The organism is Hymenobacter mellowenesis (assembly GCF_030581005.1).
Lineage (GTDB): Bacteria > Bacteroidota > Bacteroidia > Cytophagales > Hymenobacteraceae > Hymenobacter > Hymenobacter mellowenesis.
The window spans coordinates 606,847-630,917 of record NZ_JAUQSX010000001.1 but is presented as its reverse complement, the minus strand read 5'-3'; the positions used below and the strand labels follow the sequence as shown (position 1 = coordinate 630,917).

At 63.1% G+C, this 24,071-nt stretch carries 14 protein-coding genes; 2 read left to right on the top strand and 12 right to left on the bottom strand.

Translation table 11 applies throughout. From position 1 onward, the window contains the following. Positions 1–132: 132 nt before the first annotated feature. A complete protein-coding gene (locus tag Q5H92_RS02560; RefSeq protein ID WP_305009908.1) occupies positions 133–6,675 on the bottom strand; it encodes a M36 family metallopeptidase in 6,543 nt (2,180 codons plus the stop codon). Between the two features lie 243 nt (positions 6,676–6,918). After that, positions 6,919–8,190 (bottom strand): glutamyl-tRNA reductase, encoded by a 1,272-nt coding sequence (gene hemA / locus Q5H92_RS02555; protein WP_305009907.1) that lies wholly within the window; start codon positions 8,188–8,190, stop codon positions 6,919–6,921. Positions 8,191–8,767: 577 nt separating this feature from the next. On the opposite strand from hemA, the gene Q5H92_RS02550 reads away from it, so the two are divergent. Continuing rightward, positions 8,768–9,772, top strand: a complete 1,005-nt coding sequence (locus tag Q5H92_RS02550; protein ID WP_305009906.1) for a DMT family transporter — start codon at positions 8,768–8,770, stop codon at positions 9,770–9,772. Positions 9,773–9,916: 144 nt separating this feature from the next. Here Q5H92_RS02550 and Q5H92_RS02545 read toward each other — a convergent pair whose 3' ends face one another. Together Q5H92_RS02545 and Q5H92_RS02540 are read right to left on the bottom strand one after the other, a co-directional pair. Further along, complete coding sequence (locus Q5H92_RS02545; RefSeq protein ID WP_305009905.1) at positions 9,917–10,882, bottom strand: lipid A deacylase LpxR family protein; 966 nt, start codon at positions 10,880–10,882, stop codon at positions 9,917–9,919. Positions 10,883–11,014: 132 nt separating this feature from the next. Continuing rightward, on the bottom strand, positions 11,015–11,581 hold the full coding sequence (locus Q5H92_RS02540; protein WP_305009904.1) for a hypothetical protein: 567 nt from the start codon (positions 11,579–11,581) through the stop codon (positions 11,015–11,017). 213 nt (positions 11,582–11,794) lie between these two features. Here Q5H92_RS02540 and Q5H92_RS02535 point away from each other — a divergent pair, with 213 nt between their 5' ends. Then, a complete protein-coding gene (locus tag Q5H92_RS02535; RefSeq protein WP_305009903.1) occupies positions 11,795–12,196 on the top strand; it encodes a response regulator in 402 nt (133 codons plus the stop codon). 14 nt (positions 12,197–12,210) lie between these two features. Here Q5H92_RS02535 and Q5H92_RS02530 read toward each other — a convergent pair whose 3' ends face one another. From Q5H92_RS02530 to Q5H92_RS02495, 8 genes are all read right to left on the bottom strand, one after another. After that, positions 12,211–13,317, bottom strand: a complete 1,107-nt coding sequence (locus Q5H92_RS02530; RefSeq protein WP_305009902.1) for a sensor histidine kinase — start codon at positions 13,315–13,317, stop codon at positions 12,211–12,213. A 267-nt stretch (positions 13,318–13,584) separates the two neighbouring features. After that, complete coding sequence (locus Q5H92_RS02525; protein WP_305009900.1) at positions 13,585–14,430, bottom strand: HIT family protein; 846 nt, start codon at positions 14,428–14,430, stop codon at positions 13,585–13,587. 33 nt (positions 14,431–14,463) lie between these two features. Next, entirely contained in the window at positions 14,464–15,567 is a 1,104-nt protein-coding gene (locus tag Q5H92_RS02520; protein WP_305009899.1) for an HNH endonuclease domain-containing protein, read from the bottom strand. A gap of 21 nt (positions 15,568–15,588) precedes the next feature. Then, the gene (locus tag Q5H92_RS02515) at positions 15,589–16,692 is read right to left on the bottom strand and encodes a phosphoadenosine phosphosulfate reductase family protein (RefSeq protein ID WP_305009897.1); all 1,104 of its coding nucleotides are present in this window, start codon (positions 16,690–16,692) and stop codon (positions 15,589–15,591) included. Beyond that, complete coding sequence (locus tag Q5H92_RS02510) at positions 16,689–19,913, bottom strand: hypothetical protein (protein WP_305009896.1); 3,225 nt, start codon at positions 19,911–19,913, stop codon at positions 16,689–16,691. Before Q5H92_RS02510 ends, Q5H92_RS02515 begins: the two co-directional genes overlap by 4 nt. A gap of 35 nt (positions 19,914–19,948) precedes the next feature. Continuing rightward, a complete protein-coding gene (locus Q5H92_RS02505; protein WP_305009895.1) occupies positions 19,949–20,857 on the bottom strand; it encodes a DUF4007 family protein in 909 nt (302 codons plus the stop codon). A gap of 113 nt (positions 20,858–20,970) precedes the next feature. Beyond that, a complete protein-coding gene (locus Q5H92_RS02500; protein WP_305009894.1) occupies positions 20,971–22,107 on the bottom strand; it encodes a Fic family protein in 1,137 nt (378 codons plus the stop codon). 119 nt (positions 22,108–22,226) lie between these two features. After that, positions 22,227–24,011, bottom strand: a complete 1,785-nt coding sequence (locus Q5H92_RS02495; RefSeq protein WP_305009893.1) for an amino acid permease — start codon at positions 24,009–24,011, stop codon at positions 22,227–22,229. Between the last annotated feature and the right edge of the window lie 60 nt (positions 24,012–24,071).

Genomic DNA, 24,071 nt, shown 5'->3' with positions numbered 1-24,071 from the left:
GACGCAGCCCGTGGCAACCGGAGGACGGCGTAGCTAATACGTCCTGTTCTCATCGACTAGCTTTCTAATATAAAGTCAATAAAAAGCCCCGGCACTGTGCAGTGCCGAGGCTTTTTGCGTGATGAATGTCGCTTATTCGCGCACCAGCTTCAGGGTTTGCTGGTGATTGCCTTGCTGCACGCGCAGCACGTACACGCCGGTGGCCAAGTCGGGGCCGTCCAGTGGCAGAGTGGTAGTGCCGATGGGCAGGGCTACCTGCTGCTGGCGCAGCTGCCGGCCCAACGCATCGGTGAGTAGCAGCGTGGCCGGGCCGGACTCGCCGGTTCGGATGGTTAGCCTGACAGCGCCCTTCGAGGGGTTGGGAGCCGCCTGCACCGCGAAACCGGCCAGCAGCGGCACCTGCAGCGTGCGCACCGGCGAGAAGCTTTCGGTGCCGTCCTGGTCTACCTGCCGCAGGCGGTAGTACACTTGTTCGGCCGCGTAGCGGGCCAGATTTTTATCCACGAAGCTGTAGGTCTGGCGCTGGCTGCTGGTGCCGTGGCCGGCCACCCGGCCCAGCTGCTGGAAAGCCTGGCCATCGAGGCTGCTTTCCACAGTGAAGTAGGCGTTGTTTTTCTCCGAGGCCGTGGCCCAGCGCAGGAGGCCGTCGGCTTCCTGCCGCTCGGCCGTGAATTCGGCCAGCTCGACGGGCAGCGGGGCGGTTGAGCTGCCTAGCGTCCAGACCGAAAAGTCGGCGATGCCGGTTTTGCTTACGGTGCTGCCGCTGGCCGTGGTGCCGCGCTGCAAAATCCAGGGCGTGGTGCCGCTGGCGGATTTAAACAAGGCTAAGTTAGCCACCGGAATGCCGTTGAGCTCGTGAGCGAAGTAGCTGAAGGACAAGGCCACGTTCAGGCCGGAGTTAGTGGTCGGGCGAATATCGAACGACCGCAGAATGCTCTTGCTAGTGCCCGCGCCCGTCAGCACCGCTCCGGTGGTGCGCACCACCAGCGTGCTGCCGGGAGCCACGGAGCCGGTAGCTGGCAGCAGCGTGAGGCCCAGGCCGCCAAAGTCTTCGGCAGTGCCAGCGGCCAGCGGGCGAGTGGCCGACACAGTGCCCGTCACGTAGCTGGCATCGGTTTCGGCCAAGGTGGCCGCGCTGCCCAAAACCACTTTATAAGTTGTCGTGGTCAGCAGTGTGCCGCTGGTCAGGGTCAAGGTCGTGCCAATGGGCAGGTCGCGGGTCAGCGTCACGCTGCCACTGGCTTTGTTCACTTGCAGCTGGGCAATGCTGGTGCTGCTGCCCAGCGTTTGGGCCGCAGTGCCGCTGAGGACAAGGGTGCCGTTGAGGGTGGTCGTGCCGCTGTTGTTGGCGAAGTTGCCGTTCACCTGCAGCGTGGCGAGGTGGGACAGGGTGAGTGTGGCGCCGTTGTCGATGGTCAGGCTGGCCACGGTGGTGGTGGTGCCGTTGGGCAGGCTGGGGTAGTTATTTTTCCCCGCCGGCAGCACCGCGCCGACGGTGGCGCTGGGGGCCAGGCCGTAGTCCCAGTTGCGGCAGTCGGCCCAGTCGGTGCCGGCGCTGCCGTTCCAAGTGGTGTTGGCCTGCGCCGGCGGGCTGACGGTGACCGTGGCTACGGCTGTGCCTACACCCGTGCCCGCCGTTGCGGTGAACAACACCAAGTTGTCGCCGGTGTCGGTGCACGTGTAGCTGAGCTGCGATTGTGGCGCGCCATATACGGCCTGCACCACCAGTCGCTTCGGAACGCCACCGCAAGGGTCCGGGCTGAAATTAAAGTTGTTGGCCACGATGCTGCCCGAGTTTTTATTTAGCAAAATCGACTCCATCACCGACTGACTGACGGGCGCGTGGCAGCTGCTGGCGGTGTAGGTGCCGTTGGCGTTGCGGGTGGGCGTGCCGTAGCTGGCAAACGTAACGGCCGTGAACACCTGCCCCGTCGGGGCCGTCAGGGTCAGGGTGCCCCCTTCCGTCACCACGGCGGTCATGATTCTCTGGACGCCTACCGTCAGCGACGTGCACGAGCTGCTGCTGCCGTTGTTGAGCTGCGCGGCCGTGACGGTGGCCGTGCCGGCCGCCCCCAGCGTGGCGCTCACGTTCTGTGCCACCGCCGTCACGGCGCAACGGGTAGTCACCGTAATGGCATTCGACGGCGTGCCCTGGCCCTGGGGCACCAGGCTGGTTTTTTCGGCCCGCAACCGGTAGTAGTACGCCGTGTTGGGGCTTAGGCCAGTGAGCGCCTTGCTTAGCGTGCCGCCCGCCACGGCGAAGGGCGACCCGCTGACCATCGCCGTGAAGGCGCTATTGGTGGCCACATCAAGCAGGTAGCTGCCAGCCGAGCCCACCGCCGGGGCCGTCCAGTTGGCCGTGAAGCCCGTGCTTCCCAGGCCCGTGGCGGCCGTGGCCGTGGGCATCACCAGCGCGTAGCTTTCCACCCAGTTCGAGGCGGTGCCGGTGAGGTCGGCATTAGTCACGGTGCCGGCGTAGGCGCTGGCCGTTTGGTCGAAGAGAATGTTCTGGCCGGTGTTGGTGCCGCCAGGCGTGCCTTGGTCGAAGTTGAAATAGGCCGTCAGGCTGGCCGGTGCGGCGCTGGCGGTGCTTTGCATATCAGCCCGAATATTCGCCGCCGTGAGCACCGTGCTGTAGAAGCGCAACTCGTCGAGGCGTCCGCTGAAGTAGCCGCCCGCCCCGCTCTGGATGGCGCCCAGCCGCAGCGTGGGCGAATTGCGCGCGCCCGTGCCAGCTCCCGTACCCGAGGCATCGAGCACGCCATCTACGTACAGCTGCAGGGTAGCGCCCTGGCGCGTGGCGGCCAGGTGGTGCCAGCGCCCGTCGTTGATGTTGGTGCTGGAAATGATGGTGTAGTCGGCGCTGCCGGCGTTGCCCAGGCCGAAGGCGGCCTTGCTGCCCAGCAGCGTCAGGCCCAGGTCGTTGGTGGCGCCGCCCACTTCGCCATCCACCAGGCCCACGCCCTGCCACCAGCTGGTGCCGGTGCCGCCGGTCTGGGTGGTATTCACCCACGTTTCGATGGTGAAATCGTTGCTCACCAGCAGCGGCAAACTCACGTAGTCGTCGGTGCCGTCGAAGGCCAGGGCGTTGCCCGGCGGCGTGGCCGCCACCACGGCCAGGGCGGTGGAATTGGCCGTGCCCAGCGGGGTAATGAGGGTGGTGGTGCCGCTGGAAGCCGCCGTGAGCGGCACCCGGAACGTGGCCGAGGTCGAGGTGTTATTGAGGATGGCCGCGGCGGGCACGGCCACGCCGTTCACCGTCAGGCCCGAGATGTTGAACAGGTTGGTGCCCGTCACGGTCACGGCCTGGCCGGCGGTGCCGGGGTTGGGGCTGAAGCTGGCGATGCTGGGCGGCGCGGGCGCCAGCAGGAAAGTGGGCTGATTGTAGCTGTCGGCCACGGCGTTGCTGGCGTCGAGCAGCTTCACTTGCTGCGGGCCGCCGCAGCCGCTCATCACCTTGATGTCGTCGAGGTACCAGCCGGTATAGCCGTAGTCGACGCCCCGATACCGTTTGCCCGTCAGCAACTGAAACCGGATGAGAATGCTGCGCCCGCTAAACGACGACAAGTCGATGACCGAGGGGCGGTACAATTCGGCCGAAGGGCCCGCGTCGGCGCCGCCGAAGCAGGCCACGTTGGGGCGCGGCACGTTGGCGTTGCTGTTCATGAACACCATGTTGTAGCCGCCCTGCACGAAATACGCGCCCGCGTCCTGCCAGGTCGCGCCGTTATCGGTCGAGATGCCGACCAAGCCACCGTCGAGCGCCCGGTTGGTGTCGTAGTACAGCAGGTGGTCATAGTGGTAAAACGAGAGTATCGTTTCCGGCCCCGGCGTGAAGGCTGCCGAAGTGAGCGTGTAGTTCTGGTTGAGGGTCAGGCCCGGGGCTTTCCAGGCGGCTGCACCGGCGTGGGCCTCGGCCGCGGTGGAAGTAGTCCAACCGCCGCTGCCGCTCACCACGGCGGCCGTCAGGCCGGTTTGGTTGGCGTCGCGGTCGTCGTTCACGGGCAGGGCTACGGCGCAGCCCTTGCCAGTAGCCGTTTGGGCCTGAATGCGGTAAATGCGCTGCTGACCGGCCGTGAAGGTCTGGTTGGCAAAGCTGACTGTGTTGTTGGCCCCCAGGGTGCCGCCCGAGCTGCCGAGGTACTGCAAATCGGCCGGCAGCTGATTGGAAATGGTGTAGGTGCTCTGCGACGTGGGGCACTCGCAGGTGGCCGCCAGGGTAATGTCGAACTGGCTGCCGACCACGGGCGTGGTGTTTCGGCGCAGCGTCACGGCGGGCAGGTCGTAGGCCGGGGTTTGGTCGGTGGCGCTGTTCGAAGAGCCCTCGCGGGCGCTGTAGCCCATGCCACGCCGGGCAAAAGCCCCCCAGATGGCGCAGTGGTAGCGCCCGTTATACAGCAGCGAGTCGGCCGCCAGAATGGCGTCGCGGCTGTCGAGGAAGCCAGGCTGGCAGGGCTGCAGCTTCAGGCCCTGCATCACCAGCTGCAGGGCCACGGCGTTGCCGCCGGTGCTGGTGCCGTTGTAGAGGTTGGGCTCGATGCGGTTTTGCTGCTGGATGATGTTCCAGGTCATGTCCCAGAGCGTGACGGCCCAGATTTCGCCGATGTCGTGCACCTCCGGGCTGGTGGCCATGTTGGCGTAGGTGAGCGGGTTCACGCTCATGTCGGTGCTGTAGGGGTATCGCCGGATGGTGCCTCCGTTGGCTCCCAGGCCCGCCACGTAGCCGCCCTCGCCCCGCCGCAGGGGGCCGTCGGTGATTTGGACCGAGGTCCAGTCGGTGGTCATCATCAGGGCGATGTAGTCGCTCCAGCCCTCGCCGGCCTCTTCGGCATTGTAGAGGCAGCTAGTGTTGGTGCCGCCGCCGGTGAGGCGGTTGCTCACGCCGTGGCCAAACTCGTGGGCCACGATGCCGTTGTCGTAGGCGCAGTCAATCTTAGGCCCCTGCGTGCCGGTGGCTTTGGGCAGCGTCACCCGCAAGTCGTTGGCCACTTGGCCAGCCAGCAACGCGCCATCGGCTCTCGACACCATCACAGCCGGAATGGTGATGGTGTTGTCGGAACCGGTTAGCTGGTAAGGCACGTAGCTGCTGCTGCTGACCATAATGACTGCAATGGCCCCGGCCGTCTGCGCATTTTTAATTTTAGCAACCGAGGTAACGCTCCCGCACGAGCCCAGCTGAATAAAGGCGATTTTGCCCGCCAGCGGGGTGCCCGTCGCCGCCGCGCAGGCCAGGCTGGTGGCCAGCGAGGTAGCCCCGGGATAAAATGCTACTGAACCCGAAATCGGCCCCAGGGTGGCGAGGCTGTTGTTGGCGCTCACCGCGGCCTCCACAGCGTTGTAGGAACCCGCCACGCTGGCCGGCGCATCCACTTTGATGGTGAGAGGCGGCGGCGGCGCGGCCCACAGGTACATCTGCATGTGCCCGTTGATGCCATCGGGCGGGGTGCTGAAGTTTGCGTTGTCGGTGCCGCTGCCGTCCTGGGCTTCGGCCAGCACGTAGTCGCTGCCCACGCCGCCCCGGCCCAGGTTATCGGTCTGGAAGTTGCCGGTGGCTTCCGTCAGGCCGTACTGGTACAGCACGTCGTGGAGGATGTTGTTCCAGTAAAACAGGTTCACGGTGCCGGCGATGCGGTTCTGGCTGGTGGTCGGCACTTTGGTAAAGTCCGGGGCCAGCCCGAAAGTCAGGTTGCCGCCCGCGCTGGTACCCGGCGCGAAGCGGCCCGGCTTGTCCTGGTTGAGGCTGTCGTCGTAGGCCCACACGTTGTTGCCGCGCGTATCGGTGTAGTTGGTGGTGCCGTCGAAGTGCCAGCCGTGGGTGGTGGCCGCGTTGCCGATGCCCGCCTTCTGCCAGGGGTTGCTCTCCATGCGCAGGGTGCCCACGGTCGGGTTTTCGCGCGGGTAGGGCACCACGTTGTAGCGGGCCGGCGTCACGGCCTGGGTGCGTTGCGGGCCGGCGGGGCGCTGCCGGGCCATCGGCTGAACAAGGCGTTGCGGCTGAACGGCCGCGCCGGTCCGGGCGGCCGGCCGCGCCGCCGCTTCGTGCACCGTCCAATTGTCCTTCTCCAGCACCTGGCCAGTGAGGGCATCCACTCGGATGTTAAACCAGTCGGCCGAAGCGCGCACGTCCACGTTCACGTTCCAAGCCAGGTGGGGCTGCCCTTGGCTCATCGCCCACACCAGCCGCACCACCAGGGGCCGACGCGCCACCCCGCCCGAGGCGAAGCTCTGCTGCTGGTCGGGGCCGCTGGGGCTGCCCTGGGGCGTGGGCCGCTCGCCGCTGGCGTCGGGCAGCGTGGCTACCGCCGCGGCCACGGCCGCCGCCGCCGTCACCTTGGGCGTGGCCGAAAGCTTATCAAACACCACTGCCGGCAAGAAGCGCCCGGCGTGGTGGCGCAGCTTGCCATCCTTGAAAACCAACGTCACCACCTGGTTATACACCGGAATACCGGCGCGCAGCTGCTGGGCGTAGGCATACAGCAGCCCCGAAGGCTCCACGTAGGCCTTGGTAATGCGCAGTTCGGCCGGGGCCACGGTGGTGCCGGCCCATTGGGCCTGGGTGCGCAGGGCCAGCTCGGTGGCCTGCTGTGCGGTTTCTGTTTGAGCCCGGGCAGGCTGCCAGGCGGCAGGCAGCAACAGGGCCAGCAGCAATAGCAGAAAACAGTAGTTTTTTATCATCTTTCAGAAGCATTAGCCAAAGGCAGCCCTATGGAACTACAAATTTCCCCCGCGCGCCGAAGCGGTTACAAGCCGGAGGCCTACCGCATTTGCGGTAGGCCTCCGGCTTTTTTGGGTCTTTGTGTCCCAAAAGGTTGTTTACAAACTCAAGGTGCCCGCAAAGCCGCCCCGCAATACGACTGAAAAAGAAATGCCCTGACTTTGGAAGGTCAGGGCATTTGAATACGGGTTTAGACTCGGAGCTTAAACGGCTTCGCTCGTCTTCTCCAGGTCGAATAGTTCGCCCAGCAGCTCCACCAGCTGGCCGCCGTCGTCGCGGCGGCAGGCGGCTTTGAGCTGGAGCACATGCTGCTTGAGAATCTTCTGCATCAGCGAGCGGGTGGCGTCGTCGAGAAGCTTGCTTTCGGCGGGGGTGGCTTTTTTCTGGAAGCGGTCCAGCTCTTCCTGGCGCAACTGCTCCAGGCTGGCCTTCATTTTCTGGATGAGGGGCGACACCATCATTTCCTTGGCCCAATCGTTGAGGCCGGCAATGCTTTCGCCGATGATGGCGCGCACCTGCGGCACGGCCGCCAGGCGGGTTTGCAGCGCGGCTGATGCCTTGCTCTGAATGGCGTCGATGTTATACACCAGCACGCCGGGCACCTGCTCCACATCGGCGGCAATGCTGCGGGGCACACTCAGGTCGATGAAGAACTTGAAGCTGAGCACGTCGAGGTGCTGCACCAGCTCTTTGGTAAAGAACGGCTCGGCGCGGTTGATGGAGGAAATGATGACGTCAGCTTCCTTGAGGGCGGGCACGAGGTTTTCAAACTCCACGATGCGCATGTTGCACTCGGCGGCCAGCTCTTCGGCCTTGGCGCGGGTGCGGTTGCAGAGGGTGACTTCACCAAAGGCCTTGCTGGCGGCCAGATGGCGGCATACATCAGCCCCGATTTCGCCCAGGCCCACCACCAATACCTTGGGGTTGGCCACGTCGGCGGTCAGCTCTTCCACCAGCTCCAGGGCGGCGTAGCTTATCGACGCAGCGCCGTCGCGGAAGCTGGTTTCGGTTTGCACGCGCTTGTTGGTGAAGAAAACCGTGTGCAGCAGGCGGTGCAGGAAAGGGCCGGCGGCGTCGGCATCGGCCGACCACTGGTAGGCCGTTTTCACTTGGTTGCTGATTTGCAGGTCGCCCACCACTTGGGCGTCGAGGCCCATGGCGACTTCGAAAAGGTGTTGCACGGCCGCGTCGGCGGTGGGCAGCAGGTCGAAGTAGGGGAGGAACTGGCCGATGTCGGCGCGGCCTTTGAGGCTGCCCAGCGCGAGGATGATTTCGCGGCTGCGGTCGTCCTCGGCGGCGTAGTACACCTCGGTGCGGTTGCAGGTGCTCAGTACAAGCAGGTCGGTGAGGGCCAGCTCATTGTGCAGCGTATTCAGGAAGCGGCGGCAAGCGGCCTCGTCCAGCGAAAGCAGCTCGCGGATGGCAAGCGGGGCTTTCTTAAAGGAGAGGCTGACGGCCTTGAACGGATGCGACATAGAGTAAATCGGTACGAAACCGGGCTGCAAAATTACGGCAGGAATCGGCAAGTATGAAACATGCATACCAAACCCGAGGTTCGACGTCAAACCAATAAGCTGCCGCGGGCATACCTGCCACTCGTAGCCGCGAGCGTAAACCGTTGCCTGGCCGCATTTTCTTGTGGCGATGCTCAGCTTAATTTGGTCAGCTTTTGATTGTGGCTTCCGGGATAGTGTGCTACGCGCCGCCTTCAGTCGCGGCGGCGCCTTTCATGCCCGGAGGTTTCAGTTGAAAGCCGTGCGGGGCTGGAAAAGAGGCTGAACCTGGTCCCGCGTGTTGACTCGCTCCTGCGGGGTTCGCATTTCGAGCAGGCATCACCCGGTATCGGTTCAACCAGCGCAGGTAGTTGCTTGAGCAAGCGAAAATGGACGTCTGGAGCAGCTCGCTCGGGGTGCCGTACGCGCTGGCCGGGCCGTGGCTTAAGCGCTGGCAGTTCGACTATTATCGCTAACGCCAACCTGGCCGCTACCACCCCGCCCCGGTGGGCACCAGGCCCCGCGAAGGGCCCGCGAAGGGCCCGCGTACCTTTGCGGCATGCATCCTAAATTCCCACCCACTGCCGATTTAGCACCCAACGCGCGCCCCACGGGCGCAGCCGACGAATCGGCTTCCCTCGAAGCTACTGAGGCACTGGCCCCGGCCGCGCCGGCCGCCACCACGCCCGTGGCCTGGGCGCTGCTCATCATTCTGGCCTGCATCTGGGGCACGTCTTTTATCCTGATGAAGAAGGGGCTGGTGGTGTTTTCGGCGCTGGAGCTGGGCGCCATTCGGGTGAGCGTGGCGGCGTTGCTGCTGCTGCCGTTTGCGTTGCGGCACGTGGGCAGCGTGGAACGCAGCCGCTTCAAGTGGCTGGCATTGAGCGGGGTGGTGGGTACGCTCATTCCGGCGTTTCTTTTTGCGTATGCCGAAACCAAGCTGGCCTCAGGGCTGGCAGGCGTGCTCAATGCCCTCACGGCGGTGTTTGTGCTGCTGGTGGGGGCGCTGCTGTTTGGGCAGCGGCTCACGGGGGCTCGGGTGCTGGGCATCGGGCTGGGCTTGGCGGGCACGGTGGTGATGCTACAGCTGGGCGGCAGCGGCGGCGACGCGACGCCCGCCGGCGAGGGCAACGCATGGTACGGCCTCTACATTCTGGCTGCCACCATCGGCTACGGCCTGAGTGTGAACGTGATAAAGTATCGGTTGAGCGGCCTCACGCCGGTGGCCGTCACCTCCGTGCTGCTCATGCTCATTGGCGGACCGGCGCTGGCTTTCCTGCTGCTGGCTACTGATTTCGTGCACAAGCTTAGCACTACGCCCGGCGCCTGGACGGCCTTCGGCTACATCGCCCTGCTGGCCACCATGAGCACGGCCGTAGCCATGGTGTTGTTCAACAAGCTCATTCAGCAATCCACGGCCCTGTTTGCCTCATCAAGCACCTACCTCATTCCCATTGTGGCATTGGCGCTGGGCGCGCTCGATGGCGAGGCGTTCAACATCTGGCACTTCGTGGGCATGGTCGTCATTCTGGGCGGCGTGCTCATTATCCACCGGGCTAAGTAGGGGAGGAGCAGGTGGAGGCGGGAAAAAACGTCATGCAGAGCGCAGCGAAGCATCTCGCGTGTACTGTGTACGTGTATTATGTAATTACTTGAAGCACGCGAGATGCTTCGCTGCGCTCTGCATGACGTGCTTTTTTATATCCCATCAAAACGCTACCGCTACGCCCAGCTGCCCCCAGCGGTGCGAGCGGCTCCCCTCGAATTCCGGCGCCACCCAGGTGGCTGTGGCACTAAAGCTGAGCTCGCCGTGGCTAAGTACCACACCGCCGGAGCTGCGCAAAACGGCCCGACGCACTGCGCTGGCGGCCAGCGTGTACGGGTCGTTGTTGGCGAAGAGCGTGCCCTGCAGCGTGGCATCGTAGCCAATAAGCCGGCCAGCTAAGAGGGCTTCGCCATAAAGCTGCCAGCGCGGCGAGCGGTCGAGCGGATTTGAGGTGGCGAAGGAAGGCCGGAACTGCCCGGCACGCAGCCGCAGTCCCGTGCTGCCATAGGTGTAGAGCGTGCCCAACGACGCCTCCGCGTCGGCCAGCCATTCGGCGTTGCGGCCTATGGCCCACACCTGCTTCTCAAACACCACACGGTAGCCGATGATGGGCGCGTTGCGAACCTGGAAGTCCCAGCCGCGCGGCTCTGCGTTGCCCGTGACGCGGTGGATGGCCGTTTGCAATTCCTTTCCGCCCGCGGCCGGACCAATGAAGCCGATTTCCAGCGCCGTGGTCAGGCGCTGGCGCCGGACGGGCTGGGTACTGATTCGGAAAAACGACCCGTACAAATACGCCGCATACGGCCGGTCACCGACGCGAATAAACGCGTCCTGAATGCGCAGGGGCGTAAATCCATCGTAGCGCAGGGTGAGGCCGTGCTGCTGCGTGCTGCCCGCTGGGCCAGCCGCCAGCAGGTGCCGCACCGGCAGCCGGGCCAGGGCTGGGTGCACCAGTGTGAGCGTCATGCCCTGCGTGAAATAATAGTCGGTGCGGAAAAACAGGTCGTTGGCGTAGGTATAGCGCAGCAGCCGAACGGGGCTCAGCGGGCGCAGCGTATCGGCCGGCGCGGGGGCGGCATCCGCCAACCGGGGCAGCCACGATAGAAGCACAAGGAACAGCAGGCGCATAAGTGGCCGGAGGTACGCGCTGGCCGGCGGAAGGGATTGGGGTTAACGCCGTTTGGGAAATCTTTAGAACGTCATGACGAGAGAATGTCATGACGTTCTACTCAACATGACGTTCTAAAGGATTTCGTTGGTTCAGCCGCTAACCTCCTCATTCACATAAGGCCACTCCTGAAATCGGCCGGGCAGCCCGGCAGCGCGGGCGTTGCCGCGCACGTAGGCCAGCAGGCGCGTGAGCTCGTCCTCGTCCTGCACGGCGTATTCGAGCCAGCCCACCTGCCAGAACTCGGCTTCGGGCGGCAGCTTGGGGCGCACCAGGCGGCGGCAGGCGGTACCGGTGCGCAGGTGCAGCAGGTCGACGGCCTTTGCGAAAGACAGACCACTGCCCGCCGGCAGGTGCAGCACCAGATGGGCGTGGTTGGGCAATACGGCAAAGCCGTGCACCACAGAGCCGGTTTCTTCCAGCATCATGATTTCGCCGGCCAGCACCTCGGCCATCTGCTCGTTTTCGAAATAAGCCGGCCCGACGGCAGCGCGGTCGAGCACGGCATCGAACCGGGCAAAAAACTGCTTCTCGGCACGGCGATGGTCGGTGCCGGCGGTCTGGGCCGCGCGCCGCGCGGCCTGCAGCTCGCGGCCGGTGGCGGCCCCGATGGTGCCGTGCAGGCGGAAGGTGAGCAGGGAAGTTTCGCCGGGAGCCATGGCCGCGCAGGAACAGAATGAGAGGAAGCAAACTAGCCGGCCGAAGGTAGCGCTTAACGCCTCCTGCCGGCCCGGGCCTGACGCCGCAACGCCCGGCGTTGGGGCGACAGTGGCTTAATTGGCATCCGAATGGGCCCGGAGCGGCCCCGATGCCTGCCCTCTCTACTCCGCTACAATCCGGCCCGGCCGGCCTTTCCTTCTGCACCTTCTCCCATGCACACCCTGCTCATCGACGACGATGAAATCGCCCTTTTTCTGACCGAACGCCTGCTTCGGCGCGAAGATTTCTCCGACGATATTGCCGCGTTTGGCAGCGGGGCCGAAGCCCTGGCGTTTCTGCGGAAAGCTCCCATCGAAGAGCTGCCCCGCGTCATCTTTCTCGACCTGAACATGCCCGGCATGGACGGCTGGGAGCTGCTCGAAGCGCTGCAGCCGCTGCAGGCCCGGCTGCGCGGGCGCTGCCACATCTACATTCTCACCTCGTCGCTGGCCTACGCCGACGCGGCCCGGGGCCAGGCCAGCGGCCTCGTGGCCGGCCTCATTCGCAAGCCCATCGACCGGGACCAGATTCTGGCCGTGCGCGCCCAGCTGGCACCCGAGACGGACCCGGAATAAAAACGGGCAGCGGGCTATTCGGCCAGCGAAGCGGTGGGAGAGGGAAGCTGAATATAAAAAGTAGTGCCGTGTTGCTCAGTGCTTTCAACCCAGATGCGGCCGTGGTGCAGGCGCACAATGGTTTGGATGATGTGCATGCCGAGGCCGGTGGTTTTCTCGCCGCGCAAGCCCGGGCGACGTGCCTTAGTAAAGCGGTCGAAGAGCACGGGCAGCAGCGCGGGCGGAATGCCGATGCCGTCGTCGGCCACGGTCACGAGCACGTGCTGGGGTTGCTGTTCCACGCGCACCGTGATGCGGCCGCCCTCGCGGGTGAACTTGATGGCGTTGGACATCAGGTTGTTGATAACCTGCAGGAACTTGTTATTGTCGATTTCGACAAACAGCGTGGCCTGCGCGGGTTCGAAATGGAAGTGCTTGGCCACCAGGCGCTCGCCCTGCTGGTAGGTTTCCACCACCTGGCGCAGGGCCAGCACCAGGTCCACGCGCGTGCGCTTCAGCTCCACGCTGGCCGAGTCCATGAACTCGCCGTCCACGAAGTCGCGGATGAGGTTCACGCTGTCGCGGCAGGTGTCGCGCATCAGGCCCAGCATTTTCTGCACCTGCGGGTCGTTCAGCGGCTGGGTTTTCTCGCCGATGTACTCGGCCAGCTGCTGGAGCATGTTGAAGGGCCCGGCCAGGTCGTGCGACAGAATTTCCAGCGTGGTGTTCTTCTTGGCCATGTACTTATCGGCGTTGCGGATGTACTCCTGGTCCACGGTCACGTCGTCCACGGTGCCGGACAGCAGCACTTGGCCGTCGGCCGTGGCCGAGCGGTGGGCCCGCACGCACAGCCAGCGCAGAGGCGTATCGGGGCGGGGCTGCACGCGCAGCAGCAAGTCGTCGTGGAGCTGGCCGTCGGCCAGGTCGGCGAAGCATTTGCGGGCGTAGGCCTGGTCCTCGGCGGGCAGGTAGCTCAGGAGAAGCGGGAGGTCGGCGGGGGCGTTTTCGCGCCGGTGGCCGGGGAACAGTGTTTCGTAGGCCGCGCTCACGTACAGCAGCCGGCCGGTGCTCACATTGTAGATAAAGGAGGCGTGTTGGCTGCCTTCGAGTAGGTAGTGAAACGGTTCGGGAGGCGCCAGCATGGGAGGGGAAAGAGAGAGAAAAGTAGTGGGCTACGAAAAGTTTAGCAGATGGTATTTAAATAAGGTTTTCTGAATATAGTAGAATAAATTCAAAAAAGCATGCCTGCGGCCGACAGTCGGCCGGGCCCGGAGGAAACCATCAATCCGGCAAATTACGGCCAGCAAAAAGGGCCGCCGACGGAAATTCGCCGCGGCCCTTTTACCGTAAACGTAAAAAAGCATGGTTGAGGCTTGGGGCGCCAAGGTAGTGCCGGCCCGGCGGGCAGCTCAGCGCTTGAGAATGTTGCGAATGCCACCGGCGGGGTGGCGCACGTCGCCCGCGTAGCGCGGAATGACGTGCAGGCTGGCGTGGCCCATGCGCTGCCCGGCCGCCGCCCCGATGTTGAGGCCCACCGTGAAGCCGGCCGGGGCGTAGCGGTTGGTAAGCATCCGCTGGGCCTGGCCGGCTAGCCGCCAGCAGTCCTGCTGGTCGGCCAGGGGCAGGTCGAAAAAATTGGCGACGTGGGCCTTCGGCAAAATGAGGGCGTGGCCCTTGCTGACCGGATAGCCGTCGAGTACGGCGTAGCTACGGGCAGTTTCGGAGAGCAGGCGCAGCGTGGGGCGGGGCGCGCAAAACGGGCAGGCGCTGGCCGGGTGCGCTACCTGCGTGTAGTGCTGATACTCGTAAAACTCGGTATTCTCGTTGCGGAAAATCGACGCAAAGGGCAGCGTTACGGCGCACTGGTACACGGGCTTTTTATGCACGTAGTGCTGTCGGAAGCCGTCCTGCGCGATGTCGCGCCGCACCGCGAAGTAGGCCCGCCCGCCGGGCTTGAGCAGCCGCGCCACATCCATGAGCACGGCCGTTTGCTCGTCGGCAAAAAGCACGTTGAGCACGTAGAAGCACACGATGGTATCAAACTTCCGGGCCGGGCTTTCCGGGAAATAATGCGGGTCGTAGCCCTGCACGTCGAGACCCCGGCTGCGCAGATACTCCACGTCGCGCCCGTAGCCGCAGCCATAGTCCAGCACCGCGCCGCGCAGCAGGCCGCGCCCATGCAGCATCCGCACGGGCAGCGAGGGGGCGTCGCGCTCTTTGGCGGTGAGGTAGCTGTGCGGGTTCTGCGGATTCATGCCCAAATAAACAGCGCGTTACCGCAAGTTGCGCTACCCCCCGCCGTAGCGAAAAGGGTGGGCAAAGCCCATGTTGCGCGCCGTTTGGTGCTGGGGCTGAATCTGCTGGCTTAGCCGCTCCTCAAACCAGGCGGCCGGCTGCTGCTGGATGTCCTTCACGCTTTGCGCAAAAAGCAGGTGGTATTCTTCGAGCAGCCGATAGTGCCCCTGCCCGGCGTGAAACTGAAACGCCGCGCTTTGCCACTGCACGAATGGCCCCAGGTAGCGCTCCAAATCGGGCAGCGCGTTATTCTTGGCCGAATTGACCGTTTTGGAGGTTGGAATCAGATTCCAAAGCTGGTTGTGGGCCACGTAAGACCACGGCAAAAAATGGTCGATGCTCAGCGTGGCCGTCGTGAGCGGCTGCCCCGAATAGATGCACCGAAAATCGGGCGTGGCGGCCAGGAAGCTGCCCCAGTAGCCGGTAGCGGTTTTCAGGTTGCGGTCGGCAGCGGTGGGGCGGCGCAGCTTTTCGGAGAGCCCAATCACGTTGGGGTTATTCTTTTGCAGAAAGCGCAGCAAATGCCACTGCGTAAAGGCGCGCAAAATACCCTGGTGCTCCTGCAAATAGGCCAGCCACTCGGGATGCAGTTCGATGGCCTCGCGCCCCAGTCGGTAGGGCGCGGCGGAGCTGAACTGCGATAGCTCGGCAATGCGTTTGTCAACCTTCGCTTCGGGCACGCCACTCAGCTCGGCTTTGAGAAATGGCCGGATGAATCGGCTGGGCACGTAGCGCAGCAAGCCTATCACCTTCTGCCCCACCGTCGCCAGCGCGTCGCCCCCCAGCCCTGCTTGCAGCTGCTCGAACAAAGGCCGGGCGGTGGGCCGGTTGTCTACTTGCATGTGCGCCGACACAAAGTCGGCAATCAGCTTAAAGCCATCATCCACGCCAAACGACAGCTTATAGTAATCAAGCGGATACCACACGTTGGCCACCATGCGCAGCGCCAGGCTGCGCAGCGCAATGCGCGGCTGCCCCGTTTCAGCCAGCTCATCCAGAATGGCCAGAAACCAGTAAAATTTATAGGAGTTGGTGGTGCTGGCAAAAACGGCCGACAAGTCGGCGACGCTCAGACGGGGGCTGGCGGGTAATTCCATCAAAAGAAGGCGTTAGCGGGCTTAAATAAAGCACGACGCGCAGCCAATACCTTCCTCATCATCCAGCGTATCGAGTAGGAAGGGGCTAGCGGCAGTAGTCGTTTTGCGCTGCTTCTTTAGTGCGTCCAGCTTGATTTGCCGGATACGCTCGGGCTTAATCAGTTCGGTTAGCGATTCTTCCATCCAGGTGTAGCCGTCTTTTTCGTAGGCCATTGCTTGGGCAAATTTTTCGGGGTGCTGCTCGTAGAGCCACACCCATTCTATTTTTTGCTGGAAGAAGCAAAAGTAGCAGCCCGAGCGGCTGCGGGCGTACTCGCCCGTTTGGCCATCTACCTCAAAGGTGCGCTTCTCGTAGTAGGCCGGCACGCCCACCCCGCTTTCGCGCAGCAGCCGAAAAATGTCTTCCCGAATCAGGTTCTCATCGTTGTCGAGCAGGGCAAAATCGGGGGCCTGCGCGAGTGGGTAGGCCGTGTCGCGCAGCAGCTGAAACACCACTTGGTTGAACAGCTTCACGTCGGCCGCGAGCAGGGCATTCAGCTTCTGCGGGCGCGTAAAGCTGCGGCTCACGGGCGCTTCGGCGAGGGCGAGCAGGCGGGCGCGGGCGGCCGGCTCGCTCAGCTCGGCGTAGAGGCCGCGCAGGCGGGGCAGGGCGTCGGGCTGCAACACCCGCTGCACCACGTCTTCGCTCCACATGTTGCGCCGAAACGGGAAGATGGACTGAATGTTGGGCTTGCGCGAGATATAGCCCTCGCGGTCCTCATCGCCCCGGATGCCCACGTAGGATACCACCGGGTCGGTACCCACGTAGCGCTCAAACGGCTCGAGCTTCAGCTTCTTGGTGCACCACCGGGCGCTCGACGAGGGCAGGTAGCCGCCGTACACCTGCACGAAGTGGTCGAACGAGTCTTCGGGGCTGCCCGTCACTGCATCGAGGTGGGTTATCTTCTGCCCCAGGTAGTTTTCGAGGTTGCTGATGAGGGTATAGGTTTCCGGTAGCTCCTTACCCGTGTCGCAGAAATAGTAATCCATTTCCAGCTCGGGGTGACGGTGGCGCAGGTAGATGGCCAGCGCGGCGCTGTCTTTGCCGCCCGAGATGCCCAGGACGTGGCGAATAGTCGTACTCATGGCATCAGGTTTTCGGCCAGTAAGGTACCCAGCACGCGCTTGCTCTGCTCTTTATTGGTAGCTAAAAGCTGGCGCAATTCCTTTTCCAACGCCTGCGTCTGCTTGCGCGCCGATTTGGGAGCCCGAATATTCCGCACCATTCCGGGCTGTCCAAACTGCGCCACGCGCACCTGATAAAATTCTTCGGTGCTGGGGTTGATGGCCGCCGTGGTCGGGTCGCAGAAGTTATCCAGCTCATGCACCGACTGCTGAAACTTCTCCTGAAACCGCGTTTCGTCGGCATCGGTGAAATAGGTCAGGCTTTTGCTCAACAGGGCATTGGCCATCGAGTTTAACCAAGCATCCCGGTCATCGAGCCGCGACATCAGGCGCTGTTGAAACTGTCGCAGCCCTTCCGGCAGCTGCGCCGGGCTCAGGCTCCGAAACCGGTACTGCAACTGCCGCTTGTACTGCGCAAAATCGGGCTCGGTGGCGGCCACCTCGCGGGCAATAAACTCTTCGAGGCGCTGCAACAGCGTGGGGTAGGCCTGCCGCAGCCGGGCAATGGCATCTTGCAGGGTGCTCACGTAGCGCTCGCGCATGGCCGCGTCGCGCTGTAGCTCCAGTCGGTTGAAGCCCAGCGCGCCCGGAAATTGCTCGAAAAAGGCCGCTTCGGGGTCTTTGGCCGTGGCAATGGTTTCGCGCAGCCGCTGCGTGGTGGCCGAGAGCTTACTCGTTTTCTTGGCGTAGGCCGGTAGCTGCTTGTAAAAGGACAGGAACGGCTTGATGGACTCAATAAAGCTCACGTTCGACATCTGCTCGGCGGGCGCGAGCTGCAATAGCTCGCGGTACTCGTTGAACAGGGCCAGCTTTTCGGGCAGCAGCGAAAACGCCTTGATGGTGTACAGCGACGGGTTTTTGGTGAACAAGTCCACCACGTCGGGCGTGAGGTCGGGAATGTAGCGGCCCTGCTCGCCGTAGAGCGCAAACTCGTGGCGCTTCATAAACAGGAACGTGGGCACCCAAAAATCGACAAATCCCTGCTTAAGCTTAAAGGGCTTGGCCGTGAGGTCGTCCATCAGCTCGCGCACCTTGAGGTGGCCGTCCTGCGAGCGCTGCAAGAATGCCTCCGATGCTTCCCACAGCGGCAGAAACGTAGCATCGGTGGGCGCGGTGAGGGTGTACTCGCCGCCGAGCACGCGGTGCATCCCGGTTTCGCGCAGCAGCGAGAGGTAGATGGTTTTTTCGGGCGGGTAGTTTTTGGCCGGAAAATCGAGCTCGGCGTACTGCCACTTCTCAAACAAGGCCCGGATGTAGTTCTTGCGCGCCGTGAGGATGGGCACCGACAGGTTGGTGCGGTTCACCAATTCGCTGCGGTAGATGGGCGTGGCCGTATACACCTCGCGGGCAATGGCCGAGAGGCAGCGGTTGAATGCCCGGCGGCCCGTAAACTCGGTGTTCGCCTCGCCGTTGAAAAACCAGGTAATATTGCCATCGGGCGCGTACAGGCTGTCGAGCACGTAGTGGCGCAGCAGCGCCTCTTGGTGCTCCAGGATGCCGTCGAGCTCGCGCTTGGCTACCCGGTCATTCAGATTCTGCTCGCGCACCTTAGCCACCTTGTCAATCTCCCGGATGAGGCGCTTTATCTCGCCCGAGCGCCGGTAGATGCCGTAGAGCGTGGCCGAGCGCCGCTCGCCTACCTGCTGCCGCAGCGTATCCTCAGTGATGCTGTCCGAAAAAATGAGGTTGATGAATCCGTCCACCTCGCCTTCCGGCTCATCCAGCAGCACGTAGTCCGTCATGCGCACCTGAAAGATGCGCGGCGTACCCACCTCAAACGACGCCTGTTTGGCCGGAATGTAGGGGAAGTCGAAGAAGCCGCTCAGCCGCGTAGCCACATCCGTAACCTGCTCCACGAGCGTGCCGGCCTCGTCGATGGCCAGCTCAATATCAAGCGCTGTGCCCTCAAACAGGATGTAGCTATTTTTGTGGGCCACGAAGCGCACGATTTGCTGCGTTTGCAGCACCCGTAGCGCCGGGGCCACCGAGGGCACGCCCAGGCTCGTCTGCGCGTACACTTCTAAAAACTCGGCGCTGATTTCGGCCCCGGCCGGCGCGAAAATGGTCAGCAAGCCAATGGTTTTGACCAACTGCCGGGCCGCGTCGAGGTCAACCTGCGTCTCAAAATGCTTGCTGAGCCGGTCGAGCGAATCGCGAATAATGGCCCACTGCGCAAAGTTGGGGTTGAAGCGCGAGGTGAGCAGGGCGTAGTAGTGGTAGCTGAGGTAGTCGTAAACCCGGCTCACGCTGTAGTAGGTGCCGGCCTCGGCGCTCTGCTCCAGACCCAGGTAGTCGCCAGCCCGCAAAAAGGTAAAGAGCGAGCGCTCGTTTTGACCATAGCGTTGCAGGGCCTGCACCAGTACGGCGGCCGACAGCAGGTCGAGCGGCCACAGCCGCCGCTGCATCTCGGCCGTGAAGTAGTCGCGCAGCGGAAACACCTGCGCCCGCGCAATGACCGCGAGCAGGCGCTCGTTGGTGGCGGGGTCGGGGGCAGTGGGCTGCCCGGCGGCGGCGAGCTGCTCGGCGGCCAGGGCCAGCAGTTGCTCCACCGGCTCGTTGAAGGTCAATTCCTTGAGGCGGCCCTTCACCTTTTCCCACTCCAGGCGCTGCGGGCGGCTCAGGCCCACGGCGTAAGCGCTCACATCTTGGTGGGCGGTGCTGAGCAGCAGTACGTCCTTGGTGGTGTCGTTGGCAAACTCGGCCAATTCCTGAATGAAGTACAGCTCCTGCTCGGGATTTTCGCGGGCCGCGTATTCCAGAAATTTCCCAAACTCGTCAATGACCAGCACGAGCACGCCCGGCGCGTGGGCGCGGTAGTGCGCCTCAATGCCGGCCAGAATGGCGGCCGTGGGCGTATCGGCCGCGCCACCGGCCACGAAGCGCTGCGCAAACGCCTCGCGCAACGACATGTACTGTCCCACAAACTGCTCGAACCGCACCGGCCGGCTCGCGAGCGGGTCTTTGTCGGCCGTAAAATAGGCGTGCTGCCCAGTCAGGTTTTGATGGAAAGCCCACAGAAAGGCCGACTTGCCGGTGCCGTAGGCGCCGACGATATTAAAGCAGTGCGTGCCGGTTCGGTAGTTGTTGGCCAGCTGCTTATACACGAGCTGCGCGTTGGGCGTGGGCAGGTAGTTGAGCGGCTGCGCCGCGTCGCGCACGATATTAACGGAAGGACTGAACACGAGGTAAACTAGAAAATCAGATGGGTGGTATCGAATCAGTAAGCCGCCGCTATTTGCGGCCCGTAGTGCTCCTGCATAATGGATGCTACATCGAGCAGCTCGCGCTTGAGCGTCAGCACGCGGTTGCCGGCCGTGCTTGAATAGATGATGGCATTCGGATACCGGGCCATCATCTCCTCAATTTTGGTAAACAGCCCGGCCGAATTGAGCGCGAATACCAACCCCGGCGAGTCGGGGGCCACCTCCAGGTCGTTGAAGCTGATGTTGTCGCTCCAATCGGGGTGCTCCAGTATCACGCGTAGTACCACCGGCCAGGGCAGCTCGGGGCGCTCCAGGTTTTCGATGTGGTAGCGGGCCGTGCCCTCGTCGTCGTGGCTGATGGTGAGCAGGCCCAGATCTTGCAGCAGGCCCGTCGATTCCTCTTCAATGTCGAGCTTGCCCGCGCGGTCGCTTTTGCCCGAAGGGGCGTAGCTGCGCAATAACACGGTCAGGTCCGAATCGAGCGTGTTTTCGTTGATGGCGTAGCCACGCTCGGCGCACTTGCGCACGATGAATTGGCGTAGCTGCGCCCGGTTGAAGGAGAAGCCCTCCTTGCGCAATTCGTTGAATACAAAATGGTAGAGCGAGGCGCGGCCGGTACGCACCAGCAAGTAGTGCAGATACCACACGGTGGCTTCATCTTCCACGTAGGGGTCGCGGCCGCCGATGGCGGCCAATAACTCGTGGGCCACGGGCAGCAGTTCGTCGTTCTCGTTGGCCAGCCCAAAGGCCCGCAGCCAGTACCGAATGGCGGTGACCATGTTCTTGCCCACCCCGAGCCGCACCACCGCGTCGGCGTCGTTGAAGCCGCCGTTGGCTTGCGCAAAGTCATAGCCTTTTTTCAGCCAGCTTGTGCGGCACAGAAAGGTGTCGTGGCCCTGAAACGTTAAGCGGGAAGTAAGCATAGCAAGCGGTTTTTCTGCTAAGGTACGCCGCGCGCTGGGGGCATCCGAACCCGGAAAACCGTTGTATTTGCTAACCGCTTGAGCCTAAAAAGGCCAGGTTTTTTCGAATTGGTCTAGCCCTCAAACAGGGCTAGGTACTCGCTGAATACGAACAGCCGGTTGCGCTTGTAGCCAGTCATTTCGCGCAGAATTCCCAGGCTTTCAAGGTCGGCAAGCAGCTTATTGGTAGAAGTGGGCGAGCCGCCGAGGGCGGCCGTCACGTCGCGGGCCGACAGCACCGGCCGCTGATAAAACAGCTGCAACAGCTGCTGCGCCTGCGGAATGCGCCGGCCCAGCGGATGAATGCGCTCGCCCTCTACCTGCTGCTTAAGCGCCAGCACCTGCTTGAGCGTCGTGAGGGCCTGCGTGCAGGTTTCGGCCACCGCCACCAGGAAAAAGCGCAGCCACTGATTCAAGTTGTTATGCGTCCGCACGCCCGTCAGGTTGTCGTAGTAGAGGGGCTTGTTCTTTTCCAGAAAGTCGGATAGATAAAGCACCGGCCGGCGCAAAATGCCGTTGCTGACGAGGTAGAGCGTGATGAGCAGACGACCCAGGCGGCCGTTACCATCCAAAAACGGGTGAATGGTTTCAAACTGATAGTGCGCGATGGCGATTTTGATGAGGTGCGGCACACGCGCGTCGGTGTTGTGCAGAAAAGCCTCCAGGTCGCCCATCAGGGCCTGTACATCCAGGTGGTGCGGCGGCACAAAGGCCGCGTCGCGCAGCGACGCGCCGCCAATCCAGTTTTGGCTCGTGCGAAACTCGCCGGGGTTCTTGTGCTGACCGCGCACGCCCTGCATCAGCTGCTGATGCGTGTGGCGCAGCAGGCGCAGCGAGAGCGGCAGTTTTTCCAGCTCCGCGATGGCTCCGTTCATGGCTTCGATGTAGTTATGCACCTCGTCCCAGTCGTCGCGGCGCTCGGGTTGCAGGTCTTCCTTACGCATTAGCGCCTCGTCCATCGCCGTTTTGGTGCCCTCGATGCGGCTCGACTGCGTGGCTTCCTTCACCACATGCATCTGAATGAACAGGTCGATGCTCGGGGCCAGCTCCGAGTAGGTATTCAGCTCGCCCAGCTTTAGCGTGGCTTCTTCGAGCAGCATATTCAGCTCGGGGTCGGCCCACGTAAGCGTGTGGTTAATCGGATGCGGCTGAAAGCTTTTGTAGCCCACCTGCGGCTGCCAGAAGCCCGCCCGAAATTCCTTTAAGTCCATGAGATAGTCCCGGCTTGATTGATAACGCAAAGATGGAATATAAAAACCCATAATCCACTTTAGGTACCTAAAGTGGATTATGGGTTTTTATATTCCATCTTTCACCGGCTTGCAACTGCCTAGCGGGCCGTCTGGTTCAGCTTGGAGTTTTTATATCCGTAGCCAAAATATACGGCCAGCCCAATCAGCAGCCACACAAAAAACAGGGTCCAGTTGCTGATGCCCAGCTCGGTCATCAGGTACAGGTTGATGAGCAGGCCCAGCGTGGGCAGCAGCGACAGCTTCTTGCGAAACGACAAGATGCTCAGCGCGATGCAGAACAGGAAAAACACCAGCGTCGGAATCTGGTGGGCGAAGCCGCCCGTCACCTTGCCGCTCACGGCATCGGTGAGCAGCCAGCCGTGCGCCCCGCTCACGTCGAGCATGAACTCGTGGTTGCTGGCCGCGTTATAGCGCACCACCAGGAAGGCGCCCAAGGCCAGAATGAGCGGCACCAGCCATTGGCCGTTGATGTAGGGCACCTTGAAGCGGGCCTCGGAGCGGCCGTAGGGGTCGATGATGAGAATGCCGCCGCACACCAGCGCAAACGCGAACAGCGTGCCGATGCTGGTGAGGTCGACCACCAAATCCATGTTCAGCACCAGCGCCGGCACCGCCACAAAAAAGCCCGTGACAATGGTGCTGAACGACGGCGTGTGGAAGCGCGGGTGAATGCGCGAAAAGATGGACGGCAGCAGCCCGTCGCGGCTCATTGTGAGCCAGATGCGCGGCTGGCCCAGCTGAAACACCAGCAGCACCGAGGCCATGGCAAACACCGCACTCACCGCCACCAGGCCCGAGAGACGCGGCAAACCCACCTTGGCAAACACAAAGGAAAGCGGGTCGCCTACGCCCAGCTCCTTATAGCTCACCATGCCCGTAAGCACCAGCGTAATAATGACATACAGCACCGTGCAGATGATGAGGGCGTACATCATGGCCTTGGGCAGGTCGCGCTGTGGGTTCTTGCATTCCTCGGCCGTGGTCGAGATGGCATCGAAGCCGATGTAGGCGAAGAAAACGGCCGACACGCCCTTGAGCACGCCGCTCACGCCGTTAGGGGCGAAGGGCGTCCAGTTGGCGGGCTGCACGTAGAACGCGCCCACCGCAATGACGATGAAGACGATAATCAACTTCAGCAAAACCAGCAGGTTGGAGGCGTTTTTGCTCTCCTTGATGCCCACGTACACCAGCGCCGTGATGAGGACGGTGATGACGAAGGCCGGCAAATCCATCACCATGTGCAGGCCGCCGAACAGCGCGGGCGCCTGCGTCCAGGCCTTGTAGCCATCGAGCTGCGCGGGCGACACGGCGGCCAGCGCTTCCGTCAGCGACTTGCCCTGCTCGGTGAGGGCCGTGACGGCCGCATAGCCGGCGTGGCCCGTCTGGGTGCCCATTGTGAGCCAGAGCGGTAGGTGAATTCCAATACCATCAAGTAAACCAGTGAAGTAGTCGGACCAGGAAATGGCTACCACGATGTTACCCACCGCGTATTCCATAATCAATGCCCAGCCAATAATCCAGGCCGCCAGCTCGCCGAAGGAGGCGTAAGCATAGGTGTAAGCCGAGCCACTGACCGGGATGGTGGCCGCGAACTGCGCGTAGCAAAGCGCCGAAAACGCGCAGGCCACCGCCGTGAACACAAACAGCAGCGACACGGCTGGGCCGCCGTCCAGACTAGCCTTGCCGATGGTGCTGAAAATGCCGGCCCCAATGATGGCCGCGATGCCCAGCGCCGTGAGGTCGCGCACGGTGAGGTGACGCTCCAGGCCGCCGGCGGCGCCGTGGCCCTCGTGGTCGGCGGGGGGATTCTGGAGGATGGCCGCAATGGTTTTGCGGCGGAAAAGTGATTTGTCGGAACGCATGAAAGGTAAGCGGGGCGGGTTTGAAGGGCAAAAGATAGCGCCCCGGCGCGGGTTATCGGC